The sequence below is a fragment of the Alicyclobacillus acidoterrestris genome, from assembly GCF_022674245.1.
Lineage (GTDB): Bacteria > Bacillota > Bacilli > Alicyclobacillales > Alicyclobacillaceae > Alicyclobacillus > Alicyclobacillus acidoterrestris.
This window is the reverse complement of record NZ_CP080467.1, coordinates 1118532-1134011: the sequence shown is the minus strand read 5'-3', so window position 1 is coordinate 1134011 and position 15480 is coordinate 1118532. Positions and strand designations below refer to the sequence as shown.

The following is a 15480-nucleotide window of genomic DNA, read 5'->3' as shown; positions in this document are numbered from 1 at the left end:
CGAAGGGGGAATCTTGGTGGCTCGGTTCGATAGATTTCGTTGGCTTCCGATATTGATTCGCGCATATTACGATGCGCAATCCCGCTTATCAAAAGAAGATGCGCCTGGGTCGAGTGTACAAAGCAGTGGAAAGCGCAGGAAGAATCTCGGAAAAGATACGCACGTCGCACAAGCGAGTGCAACTGGTAAATCTGATTTGAGGACAGGAGCATCACAGCGGAAGCTTCGTGCCGCAAAACCTGTCACGAAGCACCGCAACCCTGCAACTGCAGTCAATCGAAAACTGCTGGCGGAACTACAGGAGGCAAATCGAAAGCTTCAAGAGTTGAGCGTTCTGCAGCAAAAAATCCACGAGATTGGCACGTCTCTCGACGTCTATCATAAGGAAATCAGCGAGCTCAAAGAGCGAGCCGCCGAATCGGGCAAATCACGCCAAGAAACTGGACCGGTGTTGACGCCAATGCCAGCTACACTCATCAATCCGCGTCTGCACAACGAACGTCCGCGCAGCTTGTCGTAATTGACCCTATCGGCATGCCTATCCCTTCGTCAATTACGCGTTAGTCCGCTCGGCACTGGCGACGAAATTGCGAATCACACGGAGATATTCCTCCGGCTGCTCGCGCATTGCCGAATGGGAACTCTCTTCAAATACGTGATACTTGGCACCTGGGACTAGCGATTGATAATACTTGGTCGACTCAGGGCTCGCCTCGTCGTAGCGACCACAAGTAAAGAGTGTTGGAACCGTAATTTCGTGCAACCTATCCGTTCGGTCATACGTCTTCAGCGTGCCTGTGGCATGAAATTCGGAAGGTCCCCACATCGCGTTGTAGACCTCCTCCCCAAAGGCGGCATCCCTTCGCGCGCGTTCCTCTGGGGAAATTTCGACCCGACACACGTGCTTTTTCATGTACACTCCGGTTGCTTGTTTATACGCTTGAGACTTCGTGTTGCCCGTCGCCTCGCACTCCGTGAGAACCTGCTGAACATCGGCAGGCAAATCGAGTCGCAACCTATCCGCGTCGGCTACCCAACGCGGCGCACTCAGACAAGGACTCGAGAAAATCGCACTGACGACGCCTGTCGGCTGCGTCAACAAGTAATCTGCCAACAGCATGGTCCCCCACGAATGTCCCAGTAAATGTACCTGTTCGAGGCCAAGCACTGAACGCAAGGTGGCGAGTTCTCGAACAAACCGATCTACACGCCAGAGCGACGCGTCGGACGGGCGTTCAGACTTGCCAGACCCCAATTGATCATACAGGACAATTGGCCTGTCGTCGGATAGCGCCAACAGCCGCTCCATACCGACCGAAGAACCTCCTGGGCCACCGTGTAAACCGACGAGCGGGACACCGGATTCACGCCCGTTGATTTGATACCAAATGCGCCCGCCCTCTACTTCCACAAACCCTTCTTTATGCATGCCCGTCATGTCTCCCATCGCAGGTGATTACTAGCTCATCATACCCCCGTCCGACAGGTATGGGAACCAGCTTACACGCGCACCAGCGACGTCGTGCGTTCAAATACCTCTAGCCGACGAACCGTCCGGCGCGCCACACCTTCCGCAATGGCGGCCTGGGCCACTGCTTCTGCGACCGACGGCGCCACCAGCGCGTGAAACGGTTTGGGGATGACGTAATCCGGGCGCAATTCGGACTCGGACACCAAGCTGGCAATCGCGTTGGCTGCAGCCGCTTTCATTCCCAACGTGATGCGACTGGCTCGCACGTCGAGAACGCCGCGAAAAACACCTGGGAACGCCAGCACGTTGTTCACTTGGTTTGGATAATCCGACCGACCGGTCCCAATCACCAAAGCGCCCAAGCCCCTTGCGACCTCCGGTAGAATCTCCGGGTCGGGATTTGCCATGGCGAATATAATCGGATCCGGCGCCATAGCCTGCACCATCTCCGGCGTCAGCGCATCGGCGACAGACACGCCAATAAAGACGTCTGCGTCGACGATGACCTCAGCGAGTGATCCCCGCAACTTAAATACGTTCGTCCGCTTCGCCAGCGCCTCCTTCATCGGATTCATGCCTTCGCTTCGCCCCGCATAAATCGCACCCCGCGTGTCACACAAGACGATGTCGTGAATCCCCATCGACAAGAGTAAATCCACCGTGGCCACGCCAGCGGCTCCGGCCCCATTGACGACGACGCGCACACTGTCCACCGCCTTGCCTGCCAATTTAAGCGCATTCATCAATGCGGCGGCAGTGACAATGGCGGTACCGTGTTGGTCATCATGGAAGATTGGAATGTTGGTCTCCTCAATCAGCCTTTGCTCAATTTCGAAACACGTCGGTGCCGCGATATCTTCTAGATTGACACCGCCAAATTGGCTCTCCAGCAGTTTGACGGTTCGGACGACCTCATCGGGATCTCCCGAGTTAATGCAAATCGGGAAAGCGTCCACGCCCGCGAATCGCTTGAACAAAACCGCCTTGCCTTCCATCACAGGCAGCGCAGCCGCCGCGCCGATATTGCCAAGCCCCAAAACTGCGGTACCATTCGTGACGATGGCGATGGTGTTGCCTTTGCCCGTGTACTCGTAACTCATTTCCACATCCCGTCGAATCTCTTTACAAGGCTCTGCAACACCCGGCGAATAGGCCAAACTCAAATCGCGTTCCGTCTCGACAGTCATTTTCGGCGTCACAGCCAACTTGCCGACATGTAAGCGGTGTAGCTCTAACGCCTCTTCCTTCAAGGACATATCCACGTTCCCCCGTTCTGAAGTAACAAGTAACCTTCAACGATTGGTACCACCTAAACTAACAGAAAACATAGATATTTACGAGTGTTTTTGTGTGGGGATTTAAAGAACGTTTTGTGACGAGGCACGAGCGCGTGTGGGCAAATAGACAGAGCCGCCACAATAAAAAGCCAGGCGGCAAAACACCTACACGAGGCCTTGGCGAAATCGGTCGTCCGCCAAGGCCTCTATAAGCCAAACATCTACAACAAGCGATATATAATATTAACCGACAATCCGTCCATGCTCGACGACAAGCTGCATGTTATCAATCAACCGAGCCTTGCCGAAGTACGCTGCGACTGCGAGCATAACAGGGCCCTCAATCTGATCGATCGGCGCCAAGGTATCCATACTCACAACCTCTGCGTAATCCACGCGTGCCACGCCATCCTCCGAAATCCTCTGCCGCATGCCCGCCGCGAGCTCGCTACCAGTCACTTTCCGCGTTGCAATCTGATCCCGCGCCCAGCACAATGTGCGATACAAGACCGTGGCATGCGCACGTTCATCCGGTGTCAGATAGACGTTACGCGAACTTTTTGCCAAGCCGTCCGCCTCGCGCACCGTCGGCACGCCGACAATCTCAATCGGGAAATTGAGGTCTTTGACCATCCGGCGGATAATCGCCAACTGCTGCCCGTCCTTCTGCCCGAAAAAGGCGAAATCCGGAAGTACGATATGGAATAGCTTGCTGACGACCGTCGCGACGCCCTGAAAATGTGTAGGACGTGTTTTACCGCACAGAAAACCGGACAACTCTGGCAACTCGACGCGCGTAGCCATCGGCTGCGGATACATCTCCTCGACGCTCGGCGTGAAGACGACGTGAGCGGCGCCTTGTGTGGTGAGGAGGGCGAGATCGTGATGAAGATCCCGCGGGTAGTTGGCGAGATCCTCCGACGGACCAAACTGCAACGGGTTGACAAAAATGCTGACGACGACGAAGTCTGCGCGCTCTGCAGCGGCTTGCACAAGGGACAGATGCCCTTCGTGCAAGTACCCCATGGTCGGCACGAGACCGATGGTTTTCCCTTGCGATCTCGCTTCCTTCACAACCTGCCGCAATTGCGCGATAGTCTCAATTTGTTGAATCTGCCCTGTCTCAGTTTGTTGCATCTGACTCACCCTTCAATTCTGCCAATATGGTCTCCCACGCTTCGTCGCTAAGTCGAACCGTCTGAGCCTCACCAGGGAAACTGCCGCCGCCGACCTCATCGACATACGCGCGAGCAGCCTCCGAAATCGTGTTCGCCACATCGGCAAACCGTTTGTTGTGCTTGGGAATATAGCCAGATGTGTATCCGATAAAGTCGTGGAACACGAGCACCTGTCCATCACAGTCTGGCCCAGCGCCAATGCCGATAGTCGGAATCCGCAACCGCTGTGTCACGAGTGCGGCCAATTGCGCCGGCACCGCTTCCAGCACCACCGCAAAAGCACCCGCTGCCTCCAGCGCGCGTGCGTCATCGAGAATTCGCTTTGCAGACGCCAATGTCTTCCCCTGCAACGCAAAGCCACCTAGGGCGTGCACCGACTGCGGTGTGAGGCCAATGTGCGCCATTACGGGCACCCCCGCCTCGACGAGCCGCGCCACCGTCGGCGCCATCTCCCGACCGCCCTCGAGCTTCACGGCGTGCGCACCGCCTTCCTGAAGAATGCGACCAGCGTTGTGTAACGCTACCTCTGGCGACGCGTGATACGACATAAACGGCAAATCCGTCACAATCAACGGACCATCAGCGCCGCGCGACACCATGCTGGTATGGTAAATCATGTGATCTACAGTGACAGGTATGGTCGTCTCGTGCCCCTGCACGACCATGCCGAGTGAATCCCCGATCAACAGGACGTGCAGCCCTGCATCGGAGAGCAGTTTGGCTGTCGGAAAATCATAGGCTGTCATCATGGCGATGTGATCGCCGGATTTTTTCATGTTCAACAATGTCCGTACGGTGACTTTTTTTGTCACGGTTACATACCCCCCGAGATGATGGTAACTCCATCGATTCAAAGCAACCGTTCTAATGCATCCCGCTGTGCACCCGACAAGCTGCCTTTTTGAGCAGCCAGCGAAACGGTTGCACGCCCTAAGGCGACATAGACAAGAAGTGCGGTGGGGTTGTCCCTCAATACGTCAAGGTGTTTCTGTACAGTCACGATGTCGCCTCGCTCTATTGGGCCCGTCAGCGCCTCTTTAGGCCCCAATGTCCGCAGGTTATTCAGCGCACCTTCGACCAGCGGCAAAAACGCAGCCCATCCGTTCGGCAAACCTGCCAATTCGTCTACAACACCCATGAGCGCCAAGACGGCGTTCGACGCAAGCACAGCCGCCGCGTGATACTTGGCTTTATCTTCCGCCCGCAAGCGAACGGGAATTCCCCCAAGTGCACGCACCCATTCAAAGGCCTTGGTGACCGCGTCCTCGTCACCCTCCGCCGTGAATGTTGCGCCTGTGAACAACAAGGGCGCCTTCGCCGGATCAGCAATGGTCTGCAACGGGTGCAGCGACAACTTCTGCGCACCAACCGATTCGACGCATTGCAGCAGCGCACTCGAGTGCGCGCCAGACGTGTGCGCGACAATTTGCCCGCGATGCAACCATCCGTCGTCGACCAAGGTCTGTGCTACTGGAGTCACAGCCTGGTCTGGAACCGTCAGAAACACCACATCCGCCTGCTCGATCAATGAACGGGCATCCATCCATTGCAAAGCTGGCAGGTGGGTCAACTCCGTGAAGCGATTGGACGAGCGGGTAACCGATTGGTTCGGGCGCGACACGGCGCCACCTACCTGGTAACCAGCCGCTGACAGCGCCAATGCAAGCCCTGTTCCCACGCGACCCGGCCCCACAAATACAAACCCTGCCATCGCAAGCCTCCTAAACTCGATGCGAACCTCCTTTCGCACCATGCTCACAGTGAATAAGGGCTCGGTCTACGACCTCGCCCATACTCAACTGCGATTCTATTTTATCAAAACAATCAACTCAAACGGGGTTCGGCACTAATTTTCCGACCTCAGCCAGAACTTTATCCTTATCAAATGGCTTCACGATAAATCCTTTGGCGCCGGCCTGAATCGCTTCAATCACCATTTGTTGCTGCCCCATGGCGCTGCACATGATGACTTTGGCGCTCGCATCGATGCTGACAATGGCCCGCACCGCCTGAATGCCATCCATCTCCGGCATCGTGATATCCATTGTCACCAAATCCGGGCGGTGAGCCTCGTACTGTTGAACGGCTTCCATGCCGTTAGCCGCCTCAGCGACCACTTCATGTCCGCCTTCTACTAGAACATTTTTCAGCATCATCCGCATAAAAGCGGCGTCGTCTACGACCATGATTCGTGCCACGAAATCATTTCCTCCTCGATTCTCATTGTTGACTGAGATGTTCTTCTAGCACCAATAGCACTTGTAATTCGCCAACGCCGTCAATGTCCACCGGGATTTTCAGCGCGTGTGCGAATCCACTAAGCTTTGTATGACCGACCAACACAGTTGGCGGTGTAATATCGAGCGTTAAGCCTTTTTGAGAAATCACTGTACAGGTCGATCCGGCAATCATATTCCCAATTTCCCCGACGAACGACTCCAGCATATCCCCTTCCAAGGCCATCCCGTACATGTTCATACCGAAGCTAGAAAACACAGATTGGCTGGCTTGAATAATGATACGCCCGCGGAAGTCTCCTGTCACACCGACTAACACACCCATTTCAGGCTGATAGACTGCGCCGTCCACAACATCCGGCGTACCCAGTGACACGGGCAAAGGCAACACAGTACCTAACGCATTCCCAATCCCGTCAATCAGTTCTGTCATCGGAGACAATATCTCCATCCCCATTCATCCATCCCTCTCTAGCGCTGTTATTCTCTATTTAAATATCGGTTGCCGAACCCCGACCGCTGTTCAGTAAATATGCGCAGCATATAGCCCCTCAAACAACCGTTATAGAGTACCTCCGAAAAATATGGCCTAGCTTGTATGCGGATTTCGACGCACCGTCAAATGTCATCATGGGAATGCGGGTGGGGTGAGGCGTGGGGCGACGGCTGGCTGGGCGGGACTTGGGCGGCAGCGGGATCGCGGGGCCGGGTATCGCATAAGGCAACATTTGTGCCCTATTCCGCCGATTTCAGTAGATTCCAGCGATTTAAGGTACAAAAAAGACCTTATTTACTCAAAATCTGCCCGATAAAGGCCAAGACCTGACGATTAGTGCAGATTTTATGTCTTATTAGTGCAGGGAAACGGTCGGATGTCTTATTAAGACACCCAGACCGGGGATACATGTCGAAACGCGGCGGCGGCGCGAGACCAGGCATTCCTGCCGAGACGCGCCGGTTGGGCGAGATCGGCACAAACAGTCACCCCCCAGCCCAGCAGGTCCACCCACCGACCAGCCCCACCAACGGCTCGTCCTGCAGCCTAGGTGCAGCCTAGGTGCCGCCTATACCCAGCCATCACGCACGGATGTTCTGCGCGAGCTCCGCTAAACTATCGGCCACCCGGGTGAGTTCGTCGATGGACTGCGTGAGTCCCGTTACGCCGTCGGCTTGCTGCTGAATTTCCGCGTAAATGTTTTTGATTTTCTCGTCGATGGACCGGATGGCGTGGACCACCCGCTGCGTGGCCTCGACCACGGTCTGGTTGGACTCGGCCGTGCGCTGAGAGAGTTTGCGAATCTCCATCGCAATGACCTGGAATCCGCGCCCCGCCTCGCCAGCGCGCGCAGATTCAATCCCAGCGTTCAGGCCGAGAATCTTCGTCTCTGCCGATACGTCGGAGATCATCGCGGCCATGGCCCGGATATCGTCACTCGATCCCTCTATTTCCTTACTCTCCTCGGAGAGTTGCCGCGTCAATTCCGACAACGCTACGGAGTTGTGCTTGATGACTTCACTGGTCGCTCCAAGCTGCTGCACCATCGCGACCATCTTGTCCGACGTAGATTGCAGAATTTCCTTCGTCTTCGTCGGGAAGAAGACACAAAGTGCCCCCACCGTCTCGCCATCTTCTACGAGTGGGACACCCGTTCCTTGATACGGGATACCGCCTGTGAGCGCAGGGTCTCCCACCCTCGATACCACAGCACCCGTCGCAATCACTTCGCAAGCAATACTCCCCTCGCGAATCGGCTGACCCGCGTCGAACGAGCGCAGGAAGAAGTCCTCACCCGCTAAGGCGTGCAGATACTTTTCCCGATCCGTCACCACCATGTGCGCATACGGAATCACGCCGTGGAAATAAGAAGCCACCGATATCACCGTGTCTAAAGTCGTCAAGAGAAACCACTCCACTACCAATTATTACGCTATCATAGAAATAAAGTTCAAAAATGAGAGATAGGACCTACGGTCCATTTATATCACGTTTGCTGAGCTTTGACGATGACACATTCGGAAGATTCTCGCTACGCCGCGATATCGCTAGACAACGTTATGTCGTCGAACGGGCGCCGGACTTTGCGAACGAGGGAGACTGAATCGCAATCACCGTCCCCTGCGCACTCGACTGAACTAGGAATTCAGCGCCCATATCACGGGCACGCGTCGCCATCATCTCCATCCCATACCGTCTGGCGCCAGGCGCCTGTTGAATCGAATTCTGCGAGTCAAACCCAACCCCATCGTCTTCAATCGTAAACTGCCAACGCGTAGAATCGCGATCGTCCGCTTCCAGGCGAACGCGCACGTGGGACGCGCGCGCATGTTTCATCACGTTCGTAATCGCCTCCTGGAGAATGCCAAACAACTGAACCTGTTCCGTCGTAAGCAGGGCGGGAAGTGGTGAAGAAGTCTCCATCGTCCAGCGAATTCTCGTCGGGGATAAGGTCTGATCGAGATAAGATCGGACTCTATCTTCAAAAGCGCCCCCCACAACCGATTTCTGCTTCAAGTTGAAAATCGCTTGCCGCACGTTTTCGTCCATCTCGCGCAGAGACTGCGAAATATCGTCCAGCTCGCTTTGCAATGCCGGATCGGCATAAGCTGCCGCCCGCGATTTGACCGCTTGAATCTGTACCCCGGCGTAGAACAGCGACTGCGCAATTTGGTCGTGCAGCGTCCGGGCAAGCCGCTCCCGCTCCTCCATCACAGCGCGGGACTCCCGCTCGTGACTCAGCGCCTGCTCCGTTCGGGCAAACTGTTGAAACAGCGTTCTCGACACAATGGCAATCACCACCGCATCAATCACCGCCGTCACCCAATTCCCCATTTCCATCGGCAAGATGTTCGTTAAGAGCGTGTGACGAACCGTCTCAAAACCACCTATCACGAGTGCCGGGACGAAAAATAACGCCCATTTTATGTAACGCGGAATCATGGACACCCTCCGTCTTCCATCAAATAAAACCTGGCAGATAACCCTTCCAGATAGGTCATGGATAGACCTATGCCGTTCTTACGTTATGATAAGGATAACGCAACATCGGACAAATGATGATGAGCGAGTTGTGGCGGTGAGGACATGGGCCCGTACAAAATTTTAATTGCGGATGACAACGAGCGATCCCGCTCGGCCATTCGCCTCCTCCTGAATTCAGAACCGCTGTTCCACGTCGTAGCAGACGCCAAAAACGGCGAGGAGGCCTTTGCGTTCGCACGACAGCACGTGCCGGATTTGGTGTTGATGGATATTAACATGCCTGGGATGAATGGATTCGAAGCGACGCGGCAAATCAAACAAATGCTTCCGAACGTGCGCGTCGTCATACTCAGTGTCTCCGATGACGCAGCTGATCTATTTGAAGCCATTCGCAACGGCGCCCAGGGGTATCTCATCAAAAGTCTGCGGCCGTCTGATTGGATCGCATACTTACATGGCGTCCTCGATGGAGAGACGCCGTTGTCCCGGGAGATGGCTGAGCGGCTGTTGTCCGAATTCAGAACAGGTCCGGCGATAAAAGGGTACGAAGCGGACAACATCGAAAAATTGACCAATCGCGAGCGCGAAATTCTGGAACTAGTCAGCAGAGGAGCGACCAACCGGGAAACTGCGAACGCCTTGTTCATCGCGGAGAATACCGTGAAAAATCATTTGAAAAACATCATGGCAAAACTGCACATTCAAAATCGGGTCCAATTGGCGACCTACGTACGGGATAAAGGGCTGAACAAGGCGTAATCAGGAATCATTCAGAAGCGGACTTTCGCAAAATCCATTCGTTTCAGCCGCAGCGCGTTAAGTACGACAGTCACGGAGCTAAATGCCATCGTCGTGCCTGCCATTAATGGGCTCAATAGCCCCAACGCGGCAAACGGTATCGTCAACCCGTTATAGGCGAGCGCCCAGACGAAACTTTGGCGAATGACGCGCATCGTCGCCCTCGATATCCGCACCGCGTGGACAACGCCTTCTAAGTCTGCACCAATCAACGCCACGTCTGCGGCTTCCAAAGCGACATCGGTGCCTGTTCCAACGGCGATGCCGACATCTGCGGCCACCAACGCCGGGGCATCGTTAATGCCGTCGCCAACCATCGTCACGCCGTGGCCTTGCTTTTGGTAAAACTGAATCGCGCGCAGCTTGTCTTCTGGCTGAAGCCCGGCTAACACGTCGTCCACGCCGAGATTACGCGCGATTGCACGAGCCGTATCCACACTATCGCCTGTCATCATGACCACTTGCATGCCCAACCGTTGAAGGTCGGATACGGCCTCCCGCGCTGAAGGTTTAATCGTGTCAGCCACCGCCACGATGCCAGCCATCCGACCATCCACCGCTACCCAGACAACGCTCTTCCCCGACGTCTCCCAGTCGCCAACCTGTGACTGCGTGCCGCGAATCTCTACACCATACGCCTCCAGAAGACGGCGATTGCCGACAAGGACTACGTGACCGTTGACTACCGCCCTGACACCTTGGCCGCTCACCGACGAAAAATCGGCGGGCCGGACAATTCGCACTTCGCGCTGCGCGTAGTCCACCATCACCCGCGCCAGCGGATGCTCAGACAGATACTCCGCACTGCCGACGAAAAATATCAAATCTTTGTGCGATCTCACCAAAGGGTGCTCACCCAAGTAGATATCTGTCACACTCGGTTGACCGTGTGTGAGCGTACCCGTTTTGTCCATTAAGACGACGCGGGTCTTGTGAAGTTGCTCTAGTTGCTCTCCACCTTTAAAGAACACGCCTTTCTCCGCCGCGCGGCCAATGCCGACAATGAGCGCCGCAGGTGTCGCGAGTCCGAGCGGGCAAGGACAAGCCGTAAGCAATACCGTCGCCGTATTCAGCAAAGCCGTTTCCAACGAAGCGCCAAGGAGGAAGTACCAAATCGCAAACGTCGCGACAGCAAGCACCAGAACAATCGGCACGAAGACACTGCAAATTGCGTCCGCCAGGCGTTGTACAGGCGCTTTTGATCCCTGCGCTTCCTCGACAAGCCGAATAATCTGGCCGAGCACAGAATCGGCGCCGATGCGCGTCGTCGCGATGGTCAACGCGCCATGTTGATTCAGCGTGCCGCCATACACCACATCCCCGGCGCCTTTGTGGTGCGGCGTCATCTCCCCTGTCAACATCGACTCGTCGACGGTGGATTCGCCACTCACCACACGGCCGTCTACAGGTACCTGTTCGCCAGGACGCACAATCAGTACATCGCCAATCGCGATGGTATCCACTGGTACGTCCTCTTCGGCGCCATCCGTAACCCGGTGCGCCCACTGCACCCGCAATTGTGCGAGTTGCCGAATCGTATCCATCGTTTTCGTCTTGGCTTTCGCCTCGAGGAGTTTTCCAAGCAGCACCAAGGTGATAATGATGGCACTCGTTTCGAAATAGGTCTCCTCTCCGCCCTGCAAAATCATCCACACGCTGTAAAAGTAAGCCGTGGACGTGCCAAGCGCGACAAGGACATCCATATTTGCCGTGCCTGCGCGAAGTGCTTTGTAGGCGCCTACATAAAAGGTCCAACCTGCGATGAACTGAATTTGCGTCGCCAACGCCCACTGCACCACCGGCTGAAAGAAGACGTGCGGTGCAGCGGGAATCCCAAACATCCGCAACATCGATAGAAAAAATGGTACAGATAACAAGAACGAAAATAGAAACATCTGAAGAGACGCAAAGCGCTCAGCAGCCATCGATGCATCAGTCGATTGACTCGTCGTCGCGCCGTAGCCCAACTTTTCAATTCGCGCGATAATATCACTCAATCCGATATCTTCAGGTGCGAACGTCACGGTTGCGCGTTCCGTGGCAAGGTTTACGTGCGCGTCGATAACCCCAGCTTGCCTTCGCACTACTTTTTCAATCCGAGCGGCACATGCCGCGCAATGCATTCCTGTGATAGAGAGCGTTTCCTTCTGAGGGCTCATATCGCGACCTCCCACTGGGACATCCCGGGCGATTCTGTGGATTGTCCACCATTCAACACTATTGTATGGGCGGCAAATTGTGCCCTATGCCAACAGAATCTCTCTTGTGACACGCACAACGGTTCCTATCAAAAATAGCCCCATCGGGCCAACATAATGGCGATTGACCCCCACGTATATATCCAAGGTAGTACAAGTACCTGCCAATTCAGCGGTCCATGTGACCAGGGGAGTCGAGCATTCATGAATCTGTTACTGACCGTGGTGACGCTTTTCGTCACTGTCATTCTCACCGCGAGAATGTGCAGTTTAGCACTTTTATTCCAAAACGAGTTGCCGCACAACCTGCAAAAAGTCATGAGTATGAGTATCGGGACCATGTCCGGGATCACGGCCGGATCAGTCATAAACGGCCTGATGCACGCAAACAGCTTTATCGCCTTGCTCAGTTCGATGACCATCGGCATGGGCGCGGGCGTCGTGGTAGGGCTACCGATGATGTTCGAGGCGGCGATAGAAGGTCTAGTCGCTGGAATCATGGGCGGGATGATGGGGTCAATGCTGATGTCCGACGCCCCCTTGTTCACCAGCGGTTGCTTCCTTGTGCTCTTTGTCGCAGTCGTCTTTCTGCTCCATCAACTCATTCACATCCGTGTGAATGGCCATCCGGCCACACCGCCGTCTTCAAAACAAATTCTCCGAGGCATTGTCATCGTCTCCGCCGCCACCGTCATCGTCGCTATCATCCTGCTCGGTGCACCGCACCTCACGCGATAATTCAGCTCAAAATCTTCCCTCATCTCCCACAATCAATCCAATTAACTCCATATAAACGCAAAAGATACAGAACAAACTGATAGAACTTGCCCTAGATTTACACAGTTGCTGAACTCTTGTCACAAAAATAGCTCTTTCGGGCTAGTCCCGGTGGATTGAAACAGTTTACGATTTAGATGTCGATTCCCTGACCATCTGAAAAGTTACTACACAAGGATAAGGAGGTGATTTACATAAACGAATTGAGACAAAAACTAAACGTCGTCGTCATCGCCATCTGTGGATTCTTTGCTGCGCTATTTTTTATGCCGATGGTCGCCAGTGCACACGCGTACGTCGTACAGTCGAGCCCGGCTGTCAGTCAGTCGCTGAGCAAAGCACCATCCATCGTGGAAGTGCAGTTCGACGAAAACGTCCAACTTGTCCCAGGTGGACTAACGGTGACCGATGTCGACAACCACCGTGTAGATCTGCAAGATGCAAAGTTAGATCCGAAGAACCATCGAGAGATAGAAGTCCATGTACCAGCAAACTTACAAAAGGGACTTTATACCATTCACTGGCAAGTCATCTCAGCGGACGGACACATGGTCCAAGGGACTATCCCGTTCGGTATTAGAATCGACGTCAGTTCGCTGCAAAAAGGCGCGACTGAAACCGGCTATATCCCAGGTGCTGCAATGATCCTCGATAGAACAGCGCAGTATCTCGGCATCTCCATTATCATTGGTCTCTCCGTGTTCCTGCGCTTTTTGTGGCCAACTTCGAAAGAAGAAACGCGTCGATTGTCCGCGTCACAAAAATGGGTACTCGGATTTGGGTGGGCGATTCTCACTGTTGGTATGGCACTCAGTTTGCCTTTGCAAACGGCCATTAGTTGGAGTGTCCATGGGTTGGCCTCGTTCTCGCCGACCTACATGCTTCAGACGTTGAATTTTACGCTCTTCGGCTACTTGTGGATTATCCAGATGCTATTGTTGCTCATCGTGCCAGCCGTCATCGCTGTACTTTTAAATCCACGCGTGCGTCATCGTTGGTGGTGGGCGTTATCCCCCATCTTCTTGCTGCCAATCACCATGGGGTTGATTGGTCACGCTGTGGCGCAAGACAATCCGACCTTGCCCGTCATCGCCGTCGTCGTGCACATCTACGCGGCGTCGGTGTGGGTGGGGGGTATCGTCGGATCAATACTACTTGTACACAGCTGGCTGCGCGATAAGGCGAGCGTCGAACAGAAAGACATCCTGCACGCTATCGGGCGTTTTTCGCTGGTTGCAATCATCAGCATTGCCCTGTTGGGACTCAGTGGCTTTTATGGCGCGCTGATACACATTCCAACCTTGTATGCCCTATTTCATACGGGATACGGACAAACGCTGTTGGTCAAGCTGCTGTTCTTCTTCCTGATGCTTCTATTCGCGTTGATTCACAGGCTGCGAAGGGCTCGTGTCACGTCATCCCTACGCACCTTCATGGTCATGGAATTCATCGCAAGTGTCGCGGTATTTGTCGCTACATCGCTGTTGACGAATTTGCCGACAGGGCAAAACAACCCTGGGCCTGTGCACAAGACACAAGTGGTCTCAGGAGACAAGATATCGTTTTCCGTCACGCCAAACCATGTTGGTGAGAACCAATTTACCGTGTCCATCATCGACAACGAAGGCAAACCACTCACCAACGCGCAACAAGTGACCCTTGCATTTGGATCCGCGTCCATCCCGCAAGGCGCCGAAACGCTACGTCTCTCACAGACACAGCCTGGCGTATACACCGGCAAAGGATTGAGTCTCTCCGGCGGCGGGCGCTGGACCGTTACGGTCGACGTGTTGACCAACACGTTCACCGATATCAAGACGACCTTCCCCATCACGGTCGGTCAATGAAATTGAACAAAACACAATGAACTGAACTGGAGGACTAGTTATGAATCGAATGGTTCGTGGGGCGCTGACCCTTAGTAGCGGACTTGCAACATTTGCTGTAACAGCCACTGCCTTCGCACACGTTATCGTCTCCCCTGCCCAATCCACCGTTGGCGCTTGGCAGGAATACACGATGCGCGTGCCTTGTGAAAAGACGGACGCCACGACAAAAGTGGTGTTGAAACTGCCGAGCGACGTCCAATTCCAGCAGTACGAACCTGTAGCAGGTTGGAGTGTGAAGACGCAAAAATCCGGCCAAACCGAAATTGTCACCTGGCAGGCCACCAGCAGCGCCGGCATTCAACCAGGGCAGTTCATGGAGTTCCCGTTTATCGCCACGAATCCGAAGCAACCGACGGAAATCGATTGGGACGCCTATCAGTACTATCAGGACGGAACCATCGTGGAATGGACGGGTGCGCCGAACTCCGAAACGCCACACTCCATCACCCAGATAGTGAAGAGCAGCGATGCCGCACAAACGACCTCCAATAGTGCAGCTTCCCCCTCGTCCGACGCGAGCGCACAAAGTTCAATGCCCGCCGCGTCCGCTGCAACGTATGGACTAGGCTGGACCACCGCTGACACTTGGGTGCTGACCGTATCCGTTGTGGCTATCTTGATATCCATCTTCGCCATCATCATGTCACTGCGCGGCGGCAGTAAGAAGTAAGACCG

15 protein-coding genes are annotated in these 15480 nt (G+C 54.7%); 5 read left to right on the top strand and 10 right to left on the bottom strand.

The annotated features are described in order from the left end of the window. Nucleotides 1–16 precede the first annotated feature (16 nt). Nucleotides 17–520: a hypothetical protein gene (locus K1I37_RS05290; RefSeq protein ID WP_021296922.1), complete on the top strand. Its 504-nt coding sequence runs from the start codon at nt 17–19 to the stop codon at nt 518–520. Nucleotides 521–553: 33 nt separating this feature from the next. Here the strand turns inward: K1I37_RS05290 and K1I37_RS05285 are convergent, their stop codons facing one another. From K1I37_RS05285 to K1I37_RS05245, 9 genes are all read right to left on the bottom strand, one after another. Then, nucleotides 554–1429: a proline iminopeptidase-family hydrolase gene (locus K1I37_RS05285; protein ID WP_021296923.1), complete on the bottom strand. Its 876-nt coding sequence runs from the start codon at nt 1427–1429 to the stop codon at nt 554–556. A gap of 71 nt (nt 1430–1500) precedes the next feature. Then, a complete protein-coding gene (locus K1I37_RS05280) occupies nt 1501–2727 on the bottom strand; it encodes an NAD(P)-dependent malic enzyme (protein ID WP_021296924.1) in 1227 nt (408 codons plus the stop codon). A gap of 264 nt (nt 2728–2991) precedes the next feature. Next, nucleotides 2992–3885 carry a pantoate--beta-alanine ligase gene (gene panC, locus K1I37_RS05275; protein WP_021296925.1) on the bottom strand — a complete coding sequence of 298 codons (894 nt, stop codon included), beginning with the start codon at nt 3883–3885 and terminating at the stop codon, nt 2992–2994. Next, entirely contained in the window at nt 3872–4738 is an 867-nt protein-coding gene (gene panB / locus K1I37_RS05270; protein ID WP_021296926.1) for a 3-methyl-2-oxobutanoate hydroxymethyltransferase, read from the bottom strand. The genes panC and panB overlap by 14 nt, the downstream gene beginning before the upstream one ends. A gap of 38 nt (nt 4739–4776) precedes the next feature. Beyond that, nucleotides 4777–5637, bottom strand: a complete 861-nt coding sequence (locus K1I37_RS05265; RefSeq protein WP_021296927.1) for a Rossmann-like and DUF2520 domain-containing protein — start codon at nt 5635–5637, stop codon at nt 4777–4779. A 118-nt stretch (nt 5638–5755) separates the two neighbouring features. Continuing rightward, nucleotides 5756–6112, bottom strand: a complete 357-nt coding sequence (locus K1I37_RS05260; RefSeq protein ID WP_031218810.1) for a response regulator — start codon at nt 6110–6112, stop codon at nt 5756–5758. A 34-nt stretch (nt 6113–6146) separates the two neighbouring features. After that, entirely contained in the window at nt 6147–6614 is a 468-nt protein-coding gene (locus K1I37_RS05255; protein WP_031218811.1) for a chemotaxis protein CheX, read from the bottom strand. Between the two features lie 626 nt (nt 6615–7240). Next, nucleotides 7241–8062 (bottom strand): methyl-accepting chemotaxis protein, encoded by an 822-nt coding sequence (locus K1I37_RS05250; protein ID WP_021296930.1) that lies wholly within the window; start codon nt 8060–8062, stop codon nt 7241–7243. Between the two features lie 154 nt (nt 8063–8216). Further along, a complete protein-coding gene (locus K1I37_RS05245; protein ID WP_021296931.1) occupies nt 8217–9101 on the bottom strand; it encodes a sensor histidine kinase in 885 nt (294 codons plus the stop codon). 144 nt (nt 9102–9245) lie between these two features. Here K1I37_RS05245 and K1I37_RS05240 point away from each other — a divergent pair, with 144 nt between their 5' ends. Then, nucleotides 9246–9902, top strand: a complete 657-nt coding sequence (locus tag K1I37_RS05240; RefSeq protein WP_021296932.1) for a response regulator — start codon at nt 9246–9248, stop codon at nt 9900–9902. Between the two features lie 11 nt (nt 9903–9913). Here K1I37_RS05240 and K1I37_RS05235 read toward each other — a convergent pair whose 3' ends face one another. Beyond that, complete coding sequence (locus tag K1I37_RS05235) at nt 9914–12100, bottom strand: heavy metal translocating P-type ATPase (RefSeq protein WP_021296933.1); 2187 nt, start codon at nt 12098–12100, stop codon at nt 9914–9916. A 243-nt stretch (nt 12101–12343) separates the two neighbouring features. On the opposite strand from K1I37_RS05235, the gene K1I37_RS05230 reads away from it, so the two are divergent. From K1I37_RS05230 to K1I37_RS05220, 3 genes are all read left to right on the top strand, one after another. Next, entirely contained in the window at nt 12344–12877 is a 534-nt protein-coding gene (locus K1I37_RS05230) for a hypothetical protein (RefSeq protein WP_021296934.1), read from the top strand. Nucleotides 12878–13101: 224 nt separating this feature from the next. Beyond that, complete coding sequence (locus K1I37_RS05225) at nt 13102–14763, top strand: copper resistance CopC/CopD family protein (RefSeq protein WP_051189489.1); 1662 nt, start codon at nt 13102–13104, stop codon at nt 14761–14763. Between the two features lie 40 nt (nt 14764–14803). Next, a complete protein-coding gene (locus K1I37_RS05220) occupies nt 14804–15475 on the top strand; it encodes a YcnI family copper-binding membrane protein (protein WP_021296936.1) in 672 nt (223 codons plus the stop codon). Nucleotides 15476–15480: the final 5 nt, after the last annotated feature.

Coding starts and splice junctions, on each gene's coding strand:
- K1I37_RS05285 (WP_021296923.1), bottom strand. CDS start 1,429: ATGCATAAAGAAGGGTTTGTGGAAGTAGAGGGCGGGCGCATTTGGTAT.
- K1I37_RS05280 (WP_021296924.1), bottom strand. CDS start 2,727: ATGTCCTTGAAGGAAGAGGCGTTAGAGCTACACCGCTTACATGTCGGC.
- panC (WP_021296925.1), bottom strand. CDS start 3,885: ATGCAACAAACTGAGACAGGGCAGATTCAACAAATTGAGACTATCGCG.
- K1I37_RS05265 (WP_021296927.1), bottom strand. CDS start 5,637: ATGGCAGGGTTTGTATTTGTGGGGCCGGGTCGCGTGGGAACAGGGCTT.
- K1I37_RS05260 (WP_031218810.1), bottom strand. CDS start 6,112: ATGGTCGTAGACGACGCCGCTTTTATGCGGATGATGCTGAAAAATGTT.
- K1I37_RS05255 (WP_031218811.1), bottom strand. CDS start 6,614: ATGGAGATATTGTCTCCGATGACAGAACTGATTGACGGGATTGGGAAT.
- K1I37_RS05245 (WP_021296931.1), bottom strand. CDS start 9,101: ATGATTCCGCGTTACATAAAATGGGCGTTATTTTTCGTCCCGGCACTC.
- K1I37_RS05240 (WP_021296932.1), top strand. CDS start 9,246: ATGGGCCCGTACAAAATTTTAATTGCGGATGACAACGAGCGATCCCGC.
- K1I37_RS05235 (WP_021296933.1), bottom strand. CDS start 12,100: ATGAGCCCTCAGAAGGAAACGCTCTCTATCACAGGAATGCATTGCGCG.
- K1I37_RS05230 (WP_021296934.1), top strand. CDS start 12,344: ATGAATCTGTTACTGACCGTGGTGACGCTTTTCGTCACTGTCATTCTC.
- K1I37_RS05220 (WP_021296936.1), top strand. CDS start 14,804: ATGAATCGAATGGTTCGTGGGGCGCTGACCCTTAGTAGCGGACTTGCA.